Here is a 13180-nt window from a genome sequence, read left to right on the forward strand (position 1 = left end):
CATGCGGGTCGGGATCAGACCACGGCTCGACGTTGCGAAATAAAGGAAACCGGAAGCGGCGGCCACGGTCGCGACCATGAAAAGCGACGCATTGGTGAAGGAAAAATCGACGCCGCCAATTTCGATCGGAATGATCGGCTGCACCAAGAACTGATGGGTCGGATCGTTTGCCACCGGCTGCCCTCTTTACCTGTCGCCGCTCACGGCGGCATCTCAACTGCAAGAAAAAACAGCTTAAACGCCGTCTTTTCCACCCTCGTCTCGCTTGTCGGCTCTCTCAAGCAGCGGCGGCTTTGCCACCGCGCCCGTGGAGCGCAACACATTTAATACGCCTGCGCAGAAACCGAGAAGAAGAAGAACGATCATCCCCCACGGCGTCGTGCCGACAAAATAGTCCAGAAGATAACCCAGCATAGCGCCGACCACGATGGCCGAAATGAACTCCGATGAGAGCTTCACCGCCATCGCAAAGCCTTTCCGGCTTTCCGCGGCATTGGTCTCCGCCCTCACTTCCGCCTCATCCTCCGCCTTCACCTTTGCCAACTCTTCGGCAAGGCGCTTGCGACGCTCGTCCAGACTATCGTCACGGTTGCCAGTCATCTTAAAATCCCACCCATTTTCTCCGTTCCAGCCATGCCAGAACCCTTTGGAGTTGTAAACGGTGACGGATTAAGCCTGTTCCAGCCCGCTCTGAAGTCGCGCGCAACATAGTTTTAGGGGCTTCGCTAGTCAAGGCACTGGCGAAGCTTGTTTTTTCACAAATTAAATATTTAAAAACAAAGGCTTAACGCCAAATCGCCGTTTGTCGACGATGTTTCCCCCGGGAATCGGCATTTTTGACACGCAAATTGCGACAAATTGGCGGTGGTATCAGCTCCAGCCGCCACCATAGGTTCGATAAAAGACGTGCAAGCCAATCCTGCCGACCTTCTTCATGGATTTTCCCCAGGCGGGACGAACATAGACGGCATGATAGTGAGTCGCCGAGCCCACTTCCGTCAGCCAGATTTTGCCGGCGGTGGTTGCCATGGCCACTTCGCGCGCCATTTTCCAGTGACGTTCGGAATTCACCCGGTCCTTTATATTGTCGCAGGCGAAGGAGAACTGGCAGCGGTTGCGCCAATCCTTGTTCTGATAAACCACACCGCAGATGGTTTTCGGATAAGCGGGGTTGCGCACGCGGTTAAGGATCACCTGTGCCACCGCCGCCTGTCCCTTGACCGATTCACCGCGCGCCTCGAAATATATGCCGGATGCAAGGCATTGCTGTTCGGCTGCGGAAAACACGGCAGCGGGCAGCGGCGTTGCCGCCCATGCGTGATCGTCCGCGCCGATCAACGGCACGAAGCGGCCGGCCTCCGGCTTTTTCAGAATGGCGTCGAACGGCGATTCACGGGCGAAATCCGGTTCGGCCGGCGCGTAAGCCGTGGCGAGAATATCGGGAGTCCTGTTGGTAACGAGTTCCGCCAGCATCGGAGAGACGCTTTTGTCCGCCTTCTTTTCTTCACGGCGGAAATAGAAGGAGGCAAGTTTGACGTCGCTGCCGCGTTTCGGTTTCACAAAAGCCGTGCGGTCCTTGCGCTTCAGCGGCTCTATATCCAGCATGCTAGTGCGTTCCAGCACGGAACCGGCGGTGAAGGCCTTTGGCGGCTGCATGATTTCGGTTGCGACGATGCGACCCTTCTTGGCGGCACGGTTGACGCGCTCGCTGTCGGGTGTCGTCTCGTCACCCTTCTTGTTGGTGACGAAAGCCACCTTGCGGCCATCGGGCAGAGTCATGCCGCTGCCATGCAGCGCCGCCTCCCCTTCCGCATCGTTAAAGGTGAGCGAGGCGTTATGGACAGAGCCTGCCGGTGACGCGGTCAGCACCATGCGCCATTGCTCGCCGCCATTGTCCAGCCCTGCCAGCAGGGAGGCCAAATCCGCGCGTGCGGCAATGGAAGGAAAGACGAGCCAGGCAGCAAGGCCGAAGACAACGGGTGAGGTCCATGCCTGAAGGGACGCAAAGGACCGACGACGCATTACTCTTTTCGAACGCAAAACCAGCACTCCGAACACCAGGAACCATATTTGTTACAGGTGTTCGAGAATCTCTTATTAACCTTGATGCTTGGTTAACGCCGCGCGCGGGCGCGGCTTCACGTTAATGTGTAACCACCTTCTAATAATCAGACGACGACGTGAGACCCGAGTTCCACCACGCGGTTGGCCGGAAGGCGGAAGTAGTCCGAGGGATCGGCGGCCGTTTCGGCAAGCGCGATGAACAGTCGGTTCTGCCAGCCGGGCATGCCCGATTTCGGATCCGGCACCAGCTTGCGGCGACCGAGATAAAACGAGGTGGACATGATGTCGAACTTGTAACCCGTGCGCCTGAGGTAACCGAGCGCCTGGGTGACGTTCTGCGTTTCCATGAAGCCGAAATGCAGTTCGACTACGGCAAAACGATCGCTCAGCTTCGTCAGTGTGTAACGATTTTCGGGGCGGACGCGCGGCTGGTCTTCCGTGCGGATCGTCAAAATCACGTTCTTGTCGTGCAGGACGTGGTTGTGCTTGAGATTGTGCAACAATGCAGCGGGTGCGGCATCCGGATCGCCAGTCAGGAAAATCGCTGTGCCGGGCACGCGCACCGGCGCATGGGCGCTTTCCTTTTCCACCGAAGCCACGAAAGCCTTCAGCGGCACATCGCTGCGGCGGGTTTTGGCGAAAAGGATTTTCGAGCCGCGCTGCCAGGTGGTCATGATGATGGTGAAAGCGATTGCCAGCAACACCGGCACATAGCCGCCATCATGTATCTTGAGCAGGTTTGCACCGAGGAAAATCAGTTCCAGCAGCAGAAGCGGCGCCAGCACGCCAATCGCCAGCCAGATGGACCATTGCCAGCGCTTGCGAACGAATTCGAAGAACATCATGCTGGTGACGACCATCGCGCCGGTAACGGAAATGCCGTAGGCGGTGGCCAGTGCATCCGAACTTTTGAAGGTGAGCACCAGTGCGACGACGCCGAACAGCAGGATGGTGTTGACGGCGGGAAGATAGATCTGCCCGGTATTGGTTTCCGAAGTGAAGAGGATTTCCATGCGCGGCAGATAGCCGAGATGGATCGCCTGACGCACGAGCGAGAACGCGCCTGTTATAACCGCCTGGCTGGCGATGATGGTGGCGGCGGTCGCCAGAAAGACGGCCGGCAGGATCGCCCATTGCGGGAACATCAGGTAAAACGGATTGGACATCGCAGCCGGGTCCTTGAGAACCAGCGCGCCCTGACCGAGATAATTCAGCGTCAGTGCCGGGAAAACCAGACAGAACCATGCCCACTGGATGGGACGGCGGCCGAAATGGCCAAGATCGGCATAAAGCGCTTCAGCACCGGTGATCGTCAGGAAAACTGCGCCCAGTACGACGATGCCATAAAAGCCTTCATTGGCGAGAAACTCGACCGCATGCCAGGGGTTGAAGGCATAGAGAATGCCGAAATCATCGGCGATGTGAATGAGGCCGGCTACACCCATGACCAGGAACCAGACAGCGGTGATCGGTCCGAAGAATTTCGCCACCGTTCCCGTACCGTGCGATTGGATCGCGAATAGGCCGATGAGAATGCAGACGGAGATCGGAATAATAAAGTCGTCCATGGCCGGAGTGACGAGCTTCAGACCCTCCACCGCCGAAAGCACTGATAGCGCCGGCGTGATCATGGCATCGCCCAGGAACAGGGCTGCGCCGATGAGGCCGAGCACGATGAGAACGCTGCGGTGAGTGCCCGCCGTCTTCATCAATAGCGCCAGAAGCGAGAGTGTGCCGCCCTCGCCGTCATTGTCGGCGCGCAGCAGGAGCGTGATGTATTTGAACGTTACGATGATCGTCAGAGACCAGATCATCAGGGATGTCAGGCCGATGACTTCTTCTCTCGTCACGCCATCATAGGCGATCGGCTTTAGCGCTTCGCGGAAGGCATAGAGCGGGCTGGTGCCGATATCGCCGTAGACGACGCCGATAGAACCAAGGATCGCGGCATAAAGCCCCTTGTTCTGATGCTTGTCATCCGAATCCGGCTTCTCGGTAAAGTCCTTGTCTGCGATTTGAGACATGATGATCCTGGCTCCTTAGAGCCAGCCCTTCCAACGGAAAAAGAGAAACGGGATGATTGCCGACATCAGCATGACGACGAGCGCGAGTGGATAGCCAAACGTCCAGTTCAACTCCGGCATGAGCTGAAAGTTCATTCCGTAAACCGACGCCACCAGAGTGGGCGGCAAGAACACGACCGACGCGATCGAGAAGATCTTGATGATGCCGTTCTGCTCGATGTTGATGATGCCGAGAGAAGCGTCCAGCAGGAATGTCAGATTGCCGGAAACGAAGGAGGCATGTTCGCTCAACGACTGGATATCCCGACCGATCGATTTGCTCTGTTCCCTCGCGTCCTTGTCCTGCTGGACCTGCGCACTTGTGGACAGGAAAGTCTGCAGGCGTGCAAGGGAAGCAAGGCTGTCACGAACCTTGGAGATCAGCCGGTGATAGGCGGCAATGTTGGTCAGTCGGTCTTCCAGATAACGCGGCGCCTTGCGCTTGCTGCGCGCCTGGCTGCCGAGAAGATCGGCGGCGAGATTGTCGATGCCTGCCACCGAGTTTTCGAGAATTTCCGCCGTGCGATCGACGATGGTTTCCAGCAGTTTCAGCAACAGCGCGGTGCCGCTGCGCATCTCGTGCGGCACGCGGGTGATGGCGGCGGTGAAGAGGTGGAATGATTTCGGCTCGGCATAACGGATCGTCACAAGGCGCTTGCCGGCAAGAATAAAGGCGACATCTGTCAGGCGCGGACCGTCGGAATCTGCCTTCCAAACCAGAGAGGCGGTCATGAAGACGTTGCCATCTTCCATGTAAAGGCGGCTGGAAGGTTCGATATCCTTCAAATCCTCGCGGGTGGGCAGCTCAAGCCCCAGCAGTTTTTCAACATACTGCTCTTCCGTCCTCGTCGGATTGATAAGGTCGATCCAGACGATATCGTCGGGAATCTGTTCACGGCCGTCGTCTGGCGACAGGCTGATCGCCTCGCAGTTGGCGCGATAGGCTTTTATCAATCCGTTTCTCCGGTCCGCATCGCTGGCTTCAGCCGCAATGCTGCTTAACATATCCTGTTCAAGGTCGGCAAACCTTTGGACGACACTTCAGGGAACACCGGAACGAGCGGGATTTTCACATCCCGCCGGACTGACGGACCAAGAACCAAACGGCGCAGGGCTATGCTCCCAAAGCGAGACCCAATCAAGCAATATTTTCTCGCGACAGCATTGCAGGCGATGCATCTCTGGCGTTCAAATGCATCGGCCTTTCCCGAAGCCACCAGTTAACATATTGTTTTTAAAATATATCCAGGCAGGGCAACCGTCCGGCCTTTTTTTCTTCCGCAACCGGTACGTTATTCGAAAACGATTTTCGGCGCGGCTTTTCTTTCGCCCGCACCGATGCGGGCCCAGACTTTTTCCGCAATATCGCGGTAGATGGCGGCCTGCGGACCATCCGGCTCGGCGGCAACCACCGGCGTTCCGGCATCAGACATTTCACGGGTGGAAATGGTGAGCGGCACTTCGCCGAGGAACGGCACGCCAATCCGCTCAGCCTCTGCCTTTGCACCGCCATGGCCGAAAATATCATAACGCGCGCCGGTATCCGGTGCGATGAAGTAGCTCATATTCTCGACGACGCCGAGCAGCGGCACTTCCACCTTGCGGAACATGGTGATGCCCTTGCGCGCGTCGATCAGCGCCAGATCCTGCGGCGTGGAGACGATGACGGCGCCGGCGAGCGGCACCTGCTGGGCGATGGTGAGTTGCGCGTCGCCGGTGCCAGGCGGCATGTCGAGCACCAGCACATCGAGTTCACCCCAGGCGACTTCACGCAACATCTGCATCAATGCGGACTGAACCATCGGCCCACGCCAGATCATCGCCGCTTCCTCATCCACCAGAAATCCCATGGACATGACCTTCAGTCCGTAATTTTCCATGGGAATGATGATGCGGTCTTCCTGCTGCTGCGGGCGTCCTGAAATCTTTAGCAGTCGTGGCAGCGAGGGGCCGTAAATGTCGGCGTCGAGCATGCCAACCTTTAGGCCCAGCGCCTGCAGGCCCAGCGCCAGGTTGACGGCGGTCGTGGACTTGCCGACCCCGCCCTTGCCCGAGGCAACGGCGATGATCGCGCCGACGCCGGGAACGCCGACCTTCGACGAGCCTGGCTGCGCGGCCGGCCGGCCGGTTGCAGCCGCAGGGCGCGCCGGGGCCGGGCGCGCCGGTGCGGGTTGTTGTGTGCCGGGTTTGCGATCCGCCGTCAGCGCGACGACAGCACCGGCGATACCCGGAACGCCCTTGGCGGCCTGTTCAGCCGAAAGCCTCAACGGCTCCATGTCGGCTGCCCTGTCGGCCGGGACGGTAATAGAGAAATAGGCTTTCGCGTCGGCGATGAAGATTTCCGAGACCATGCCAAGCGCCACAATGCTTTTGCCGCTGCCCGGATAGATGACTGCCTCCAAAGCCGTTTCGACCTGGTGCTTGCTGACCTCTGCCATATGTTTACTCCGCTACATCATCCCACCGGATATGGGCTGCATTCCGCGCCATCCATAGACAAACGCGGCCCGTTCGCCAATGCCAAACCGCAAACAGCGGATCATCGCGACGGCTTATTCGCAGACTTCAGATTTCGTCGTCCATATCAAGCGTTTCCGGATCGAAAACCCGACCATCGAAAAAACAGTCGGGGCCGAGGACAAGACCCGAGCGTGACGCCCCGACATGGACCGGCTCCCGCAACGTGCCTTCCAGCTTCAGGTTCGCGCCCGGCACCGGCACGAAAAGCGGCTTCATCGCCTTGCGGAAGATATCCGGCCGATAGGCATTGCGCGCGGCCTCCACCACGCCTGCATCGAACCGGCGATCGGGGGGAACCTCGCCCCAGCGCAACATCTGGCTGAAGAACCACAGCGCCTGGCTTTGCCAGGGGAAATTGGCGGCCTTGGCGCTTGTTACGAAAAACTCCTGAAAACGCTGCATGTCCCTTTGCGAAGTGGAAATATAACCCGTCAGCGCTGGAAGCAGGAATTCGCCGTTCTCGTCAATATAATGGGGGGCGGCAAGAATGCCGGTAAGTTCCTCGATATTGGCGGAGTTGGCGCACCATTCGCCGGCGCGATAAAGCGAACGCAGCAAGCCTTCCAGCACAGTGGCGTTCTCTTCCGCCCAGGGCCGCTTCACGGCCAGAATCTTTTCAGGCGCATTGTGCCAGATCAGCGCTCCCGTGGTGACGATCCGCCCGCCGCCACCCAGCACCACAGCGCTGCCCGCCGGTTCGGCGGTACAGAGCGCATCGACCTTGCCGCTTTCCAAAAGCGCCGGCATAGCCTTCGGCAGGGCTTCAACGATTTCCATGTCGCGGCCGAGCAGCACGCCGCAGCTTCCGAGCAGATAACGCAACGCATAAAACGGCGTGGACACAATATCCTCGATCGCAAAGACCGGCGGTTTTTCACCCGCCGCCCGGCGCGCGGAACAGACACGGGCCATCGCCCGCCCGAACGCGGCCGGGTCTGGCAGCTTCATGCCCTCCCGGTAAAGCTCGTCGAAAAATCCGTGCGAAACGGTCGTTGCCGATCCGCCAAGGGAAAGAGTGAAAACGCCGACAATATCGGCCGGCAAGTCATCGAGGCCAACCGCTGAACCGACGGGAACCGCGGCGGGCAAATGGGCGATCTGAACCTCGTCCTCGCCAAGTGCTGCAAGCACGGCGCGCGCGGATTGTTTTCGGATGAGTTCCAGTTCTACGCCTTCGTCGGCAGCAAAGCCTTTTTCGGCAGCGGCTATCAGTACGGCGCAATCGACAGTCGGAGAAAACCCCGCTTTTATCCTATGCCGTTCCGGCAAACGATTTCTCCTTCCCGGTGATTCGAAAGAAGGATCGCCCAGGAACCCATTTATCACAATGATAAATTTGCGGTTTCGCTATTTAATCAGACCGACCCGGAGCGCCTTTGCGACGGCTTGGGTGCGGTTGACCGTATCGAGTTTTTTCGTCGCACGGTTCAGGTAGTGATTGATGGTATGTTCCGACAGCATCATGATTTCAGCGATCTCGGCGCTGGTCTTGCCGGCGGCCGTCCAGTTCAGACAATCTATCTCGCGCTCGTTCAATGTCTCTGGAACCCGCAGGTCAAGGCGGCGGATTTCAGATAGCCGGGCAAAGATGTGGCTGGAAATGTAAAAAAGTTCCGCTAGCTGGCTGGTGGGCAAACTCGTTTTGTTACCGGAAAAAGACACCGCTCCCCGCATCGTGGTGATGTCGTGAACTGGAAACCACACCGAATTGATCATATCGAACCGCTCAAAAAGTCCGATGACCGGTTTCTTCGGCGCGTTTTCGTCGCCGCTGACCAGAAAATCCAGGGAGACGGAAAAGGGTGTGGTCGATTTCTTCAACTGCGCCATCACCCGGCTTCTCTGCAGCATGCCCTCTTCGTCATAACGCTGCAAAAGCTCGGCCGGCCAGCTGGTGATGATGGTGCATTGCGACAATTCGCTCGCCATTTCGGCCGAGAGGTCAAGCACCATGAAGGCCTTGAATCCCCAGGCTTCCGTCAGCCGTTTCAAAAACCGGAATATATCGAATTGCGTGTTGAGACCGGCGATCTCGCGAACGCAATCAACACCAATCGACTGAACGGCGGCCGTCTCTGTTTTCTGCATGAAGCGGTTCTTCAAAAAAGAGAAAATACCGCCGCAAAGGCCTGCCTTCGTGCGGAAATTGCGCGGATGTTACTCGCCAAAATGATTCATGCAAACAAAAGTTGAAACTTAATTCCGAATAATCGAAAATAAGATTTCACTTACATGCATCGGCGCGCGATCTGCAGTTTTTGAAGCGGAAACCAACAGCTTCACGCATCCATTTTTCTCAACCATTCGCAACCGGAGATAATCTGCAGGCAAGTTCCGCCGAAATTTGATCGGCCGTTTCGCGCACCAGAGGACCCCATTTCCGCAGTTGCTCCACATCCACGCGATAGGCTGGGCCGGTGACGGAAATCGCCGCGAGAAAATTGCGCCCCGGCGCCCATACCGGCGCGGCAACGCAGTGAATGCCGATCTCATGCTCCTGAAGGTCGAAACCGTAGCCATTGCTGCGAATGGCGGCCACATCCTGCGCCAGCATTTGCGGGGTTACGATCGTATTTTGCGTGAAGCGGTGGAAGTCCAGCTCTGCGGCAAGTGCAGCGAGATCGTCAGGGGAAAGCATTGACAGCGCGGCCTTGCCCACCCCTGTGCAATAGGCGGGTGATGTCTTGCCCACCTGCGAATGCATGCGCAAAGTATGCTTGCCCTCCATTTTGTCCAGATAGGTGACTTGCCCGCCGTTCAGAACGGCAAGATGCACGGATTCCTGCGTCGCCTCCTGCAATGCCGCCAGATGCGGCGCGGCAACGCTGCGCAGATCATTGCTGCTCCAGGCCTTGGCAGCCAATTGCAGCAGCCTCAGACCCACGACATAGGTCTGGTCGGCGACATGATCGACCAGACCTTCGGCCACGAGATGGGCGAGCTGGCGGTGCACCGTGCCGCGCGGCTGGCCGCAAGCCTCGACAACGTCGGTGAAGCGCATCGGTTTTTCGGCAAGGGCGATAAGCTCCAGAAGCGAGACGGCCTTACCAAGCGTGCCGGTTACGCTTTCCTTTTTTCGCTTCACGGCAGGAACCACCTCATGCTCGCTGTCATTTGGTTTTTTGTAATCGGGCATGGCAACATCCACCGTCATCTGTCTTGACATAAGTCTGCGGCCAAGAGAATAATTCCATTTAGTAAAATCTAGTTCCAAATAATGGAACAATCAAGCCCCTCACTGGACGAGACGATGTCGATGATGCAAGCCCATTTCCCTGACCTCAAGGACACGGGCGTGCTCGTCACCGGCGGCGGCTCCGGCATCGGGGCATCGCTGGTAGAGGCCTTTGCGGCGCAGGGCGCAAGGGTCGCGTTCATCGACATCGCCGAAGAGCCGAGTGTGGCGCTCGTTGCGCGGCTTGCTCATGCCGCACGCCATCGGGTCCATTTCTTCAAGACCGACCTGCGCGACGTTGCGGTGACCCGGCAGAGCGTGGAGGCGGCGGCAGCTGCGACCGGCGGCATCAAGGTGCTCGTCAACAATGCCGCATGGGACGACCGCCACGACATCGATACCGTCACAGAAGCCTATTGGGATGCCAATCAGGCCGTCAATATCAAGCAGATGTTCTTCACGGTTCAGGCCGCCTTGCCACATCTACGGCAGGCGCGAGACGCAGCCATCATCAATTTCTCCTCGATTTCGTTTTTGCTGAACATGGGCGAGCTTCCTTCTTATGCGGCAGCCAAGGCCGGCATCATCGGCCTGACGAAAAGCCTGGCCGGACGGTTGGGGCAGGAAAATATCCGCGTCAACACGTTGCTGCCGGGCATGATCGTGACGGAACGGCAGAGAGAATTGTGGCTGACGGACGACGACGTCACCTCGACCACGGCACGGCAATGTCTCAAGCGCACGCTTGTCGCCGCCGATCTGGTGGGTCCGTGCCTGTTTCTCGCATCATCGGCATCGAGCGCGATCACCGCGCAATCCATAATCGTAGACGGAGGCCTGTTATAATGTCTGAACCCGCTTTTATCGCCGTCGACTGGGGCACGACCAGTTTCCGGCTCTGGCTGCTCAGCCGGTCCGGCGCGGTGCTGGCTGAGCGCAGAAGTGCTGAAGGCATGACGACGGCCATGCGGACCGGCTTTACAGAGGTGCTGCAATCGCATCTCGATGCCATCGGCGCACCGGAAAAACTGCCGGTTCTTATCTGCGGCATGGCGGGTGCGCGGCAGGGCTGGGTGGAGGCCGGTTATATCGACGTGCCTGCATCGCTTTCAGCGGTTCTCGATGGTGCGGTGCGCGTGCCGGGTCAGGAGCGGGATGTCCGCATTCTGCCGGGGTTGGCGCAGCGGGACAAAAACGCACCTGATGTGATGCGTGGCGAAGAAACGCAATTGCTCGGTGCACTCAGCTCCGCCGGTGGCGGCAGGAAGCTGGTCTGCATGCCCGGCACCCATTCCAAATGGGTAACGGTGGATGGCAGCGACGTGACGGGCTTTGCCACCTTCATGACCGGTGAGCTGTTCGAGGTCATCTCGAAACAGACCATCCTTTCCCATGCGGTGGCAGAAGCCGAAGCCTTTACCGGCGAGCACGAGGTATTCAGGGCGGCGGTGCGCGATATCTACGCCAATCCGCAGCTCGCCACCAACCGTCTGTTCACCCTGCGCTCCGGACAATTGCTGCACGGCCTCACCGCGACAGACGCCAAGGCCAAGCTTTCCGGCATCATGATCGGACTGGAAATCGCCGGTGCGCATTCCTCCGTACGGCGGGACACGCCGGTGGTGCTGATCGGCTCCGGCGCGCTCGGTGCGCTTTACGAGGGTGCATTCGCAGCCCTTGAGATTCAATATACTGTCATCGACGCAGACGAGGCCGTTCGGCGCGGGTTGTTAGCCGCCGCAAATGCCATCTGGTCATAGATTATTCAGTGGAGCGGAATTCCAGGCGAAAACCGCTACCGCTTTTCGCCATCCCGCTCAAGGACGAAAGACCCACCATGCGTATCCCCTTCCCCGCCATGAAATATCCGCTGATCGCCATCCTGCGCGGCCTTAAACCCGAGGAAACCGAAGGCGTCGTCGGCGCGCTGATCGAGACCGGCTTCCGCGCCATCGAAATCCCGCTCAATTCCCCCGATCCGTTCCGCTCGATCGAGATCGCCGCGAAGATGGCGCCCGCCGATTGCCTGATCGGCGCCGGCACCGTGCTCAGCACGGAAGACGTGGATGCGCTGGACGCCGCCGGTGGCAAGCTGATGGTCAGCCCCAACGCCGATGCCGACGTCATCACCGCCGCGCGCGTCAAGGGCATGGTGACGATGCCGGGCGTTCTGACTCCGACCGAGGCTTTGGTCGCCGCAAAAGCCGGGGCAACCGGGCTGAAGTTCTTTCCCGCCAGCATCATCGGCCCGGCCGGCATCAATGCGATCCGGACGATCCTGCCGAAGGATCTGGTCATTGCCGCCGTTGGTGGCGTCTCGGACAAGAATTTCGCCGACTATACCAACGCCGGCATCCTCGCTTTCGGGCTTGGCACCAGTCTCTACAAGCCCGGCATGACGGCTGCGGAGGTGCGCGAGCGCGCCATCGTCACACTTTCGGCCTATGATGCAGCAATTGGAGGATAAAAGCATGGCGACCGTTTTTCCCTTCGCCGGACGTGTTCTTGACAAAACGCCGATGACGCTTGGCGAAGGCCCGACTTTCGACCCGGCGACCGGCACGGCCTGGTGGTTCAATATCATCGGGCGCGAACTGCATGAATTGCATCTCGCTTCCGGCCGCAAAACGGTGCACGCCCTGCCCTTCATGGGCAGCGCACTGGCGAAAATCAGCGACCACAAGCAATTGATCGCCTCCGATGACGGCCTTTTCCTTCGCGATACGGCAACCGGCGTGTTGACGCTGCATGCGGAGCTTGAAAAGGACATGCCCGACAACCGCTCGAATGACGGGCGTATGCATCCCTCGGGCGCGCTGTGGATCGGCACCATGGGCCGCAAGGCGCAAATCGGCGCGGGCAGCATCTACCATGTTGCCAGGGGAACCGTGACCAAGCTGTTTGCCGATGTCAGCATTCCAAATTCGATCTGCTTTTCGCCCGATGGCGCGACCGGATATTACGTCGACACCAAGGTCAACGAGCTGATGAAGGTGCCGCTCGATGCCGAGACGGGACTTCCCACCGGCAAGGCAGAGGTGTTCATTGACACCGCCGGCATCGACGGTGGCGTAGACGGATCGGTCTGCGATGCGGAAGGACATATCTGGAACGCCCGCTGGGGCATGGGTGCGGTCGATCGTTACGATGCCGACGGCAACCACATCGAACGCTATCTGGTGCCAGCGGGACAGACCACCTGCCCGGCCTTCATCGGCCCCGATGCGTCGCGCCTTCTCGTCACATCCGCCCGCGAAAATCTTGACGACGACGCCATTGCCGCCAATCCGCAGCACGGAAAGACATTCGAGCTCGGGATTGAGGTGAAGGGCAGGTTCGAGCCGCTCTACCGGTTGTG

The 13180-nt window shown here is 58.9% G+C and carries 12 protein-coding genes and 1 pseudogene; 4 read left to right on the forward strand and 9 right to left on the reverse strand.

Annotation, left to right across the window (positions count from 1 at the left end):
- The 9 genes and pseudogenes from T18_RS27575 to T18_RS05890 all read right to left on the reverse strand — a co-directional run.
- A pseudogene (locus tag T18_RS27575) lies at nt 1-174 on the reverse strand (F0F1 ATP synthase subunit A); the annotation flags it as partial.
- A 60-nt stretch (nt 175-234) separates the two neighbouring features.
- Nucleotides 235-600 carry an AtpZ/AtpI family protein gene (locus T18_RS05855; RefSeq protein ID WP_003511695.1) on the reverse strand — a complete coding sequence of 122 codons (366 nt, stop codon included), beginning with the start codon at nt 598-600 and terminating at the stop codon, nt 235-237.
- A gap of 270 nt (nt 601-870) precedes the next feature.
- Nucleotides 871-2022, reverse strand: coding sequence for a cell wall hydrolase (locus T18_RS05860; RefSeq protein WP_019564219.1), 1152 nt, complete (start codon nt 2020-2022; stop codon nt 871-873).
- Nucleotides 2023-2168: 146 nt separating this feature from the next.
- The gene (locus tag T18_RS05865; protein ID WP_038490013.1) at nt 2169-4088 is read right to left on the reverse strand and encodes a potassium transporter Kup; all 1920 of its coding nucleotides are present in this window, start codon (nt 4086-4088) and stop codon (nt 2169-2171) included.
- Nucleotides 4089-4103: 15 nt separating this feature from the next.
- Nucleotides 4104-5081, reverse strand: coding sequence for a magnesium/cobalt transporter CorA (gene corA, locus T18_RS05870; RefSeq protein ID WP_013635577.1), 978 nt, complete (start codon nt 5079-5081; stop codon nt 4104-4106).
- A 338-nt stretch (nt 5082-5419) separates the two neighbouring features.
- Nucleotides 5420-6565 (reverse strand): Mrp/NBP35 family ATP-binding protein, encoded by a 1146-nt coding sequence (locus tag T18_RS05875; RefSeq protein WP_038490010.1) that lies wholly within the window; start codon nt 6563-6565, stop codon nt 5420-5422.
- Between the two features lie 127 nt (nt 6566-6692).
- Nucleotides 6693-7916, reverse strand: coding sequence for a CmpA/NrtA family ABC transporter substrate-binding protein (locus T18_RS05880; protein ID WP_038490006.1), 1224 nt, complete (start codon nt 7914-7916; stop codon nt 6693-6695).
- Nucleotides 7917-7994: 78 nt separating this feature from the next.
- The gene (locus T18_RS05885; RefSeq protein ID WP_019564223.1) at nt 7995-8735 is read right to left on the reverse strand and encodes a helix-turn-helix transcriptional regulator; all 741 of its coding nucleotides are present in this window, start codon (nt 8733-8735) and stop codon (nt 7995-7997) included.
- Nucleotides 8736-8943: 208 nt separating this feature from the next.
- A complete protein-coding gene (locus T18_RS05890; protein WP_038490001.1) occupies nt 8944-9813 on the reverse strand; it encodes an IclR family transcriptional regulator in 870 nt (289 codons plus the stop codon).
- 84 nt (nt 9814-9897) lie between these two features.
- Between T18_RS05890 and T18_RS05895 the strand changes: the two genes are divergently transcribed.
- From T18_RS05895 to T18_RS05910, 4 genes are all read left to right on the forward strand, one after another.
- Entirely contained in the window at nt 9898-10668 is a 771-nt protein-coding gene (locus T18_RS05895) for an SDR family NAD(P)-dependent oxidoreductase (RefSeq protein ID WP_038489998.1), read from the forward strand.
- Entirely contained in the window at nt 10668-11582 is a 915-nt protein-coding gene (locus T18_RS05900; RefSeq protein WP_013635571.1) for a 2-dehydro-3-deoxygalactonokinase, read from the forward strand. Before T18_RS05895 ends, T18_RS05900 begins: the two co-directional genes overlap by 1 nt.
- Before the next feature lie 77 nt (nt 11583-11659).
- Entirely contained in the window at nt 11660-12289 is a 630-nt protein-coding gene (locus T18_RS05905; protein ID WP_026330617.1) for a 2-dehydro-3-deoxy-6-phosphogalactonate aldolase, read from the forward strand.
- Nucleotides 12290-12293: 4 nt separating this feature from the next.
- Nucleotides 12294-13180 (forward strand): SMP-30/gluconolactonase/LRE family protein (locus T18_RS05910; RefSeq protein WP_038489995.1); only part of this gene is annotated, 887 nt, incomplete at its 3' end.

Origin of the sequence: Rhizobium sp. TBD182 (assembly GCF_001950375.1) — a bacterium.
Classification (GTDB): Bacteria; Pseudomonadota; Alphaproteobacteria; order Rhizobiales; family Rhizobiaceae; genus Agrobacterium; species Agrobacterium tumefaciens.

Bases quoted from the DNA above. Each gene is read 5' to 3' on its own strand.
- T18_RS05885 (WP_019564223.1), bottom strand. From the start codon at position 8,735: ATGCAGAAAACAGAGACGGCCGCCGTTCAGTCGATTGGTGTTGATTGC.
- T18_RS05875 (WP_038490010.1), bottom strand. From the start codon at position 6,565: ATGGCAGAGGTCAGCAAGCACCAGGTCGAAACGGCTTTGGAGGCAGTC.
- T18_RS05890 (WP_038490001.1), bottom strand. From the start codon at position 9,813: ATGTCAAGACAGATGACGGTGGATGTTGCCATGCCCGATTACAAAAAA.
- T18_RS05895 (WP_038489998.1), top strand. From the start codon at position 9,898: ATGTCGATGATGCAAGCCCATTTCCCTGACCTCAAGGACACGGGCGTG.
- T18_RS05905 (WP_026330617.1), top strand. From the start codon at position 11,660: ATGCGTATCCCCTTCCCCGCCATGAAATATCCGCTGATCGCCATCCTG.
- T18_RS05860 (WP_019564219.1), bottom strand. From the start codon at position 2,022: ATGCGTCGTCGGTCCTTTGCGTCCCTTCAGGCATGGACCTCACCCGTT.
- T18_RS05855 (WP_003511695.1), bottom strand. From the start codon at position 600: ATGACTGGCAACCGTGACGATAGTCTGGACGAGCGTCGCAAGCGCCTT.
- T18_RS05865 (WP_038490013.1), bottom strand. From the start codon at position 4,088: ATGTCTCAAATCGCAGACAAGGACTTTACCGAGAAGCCGGATTCGGAT.
- T18_RS05900 (WP_013635571.1), top strand. From the start codon at position 10,668: ATGTCTGAACCCGCTTTTATCGCCGTCGACTGGGGCACGACCAGTTTC.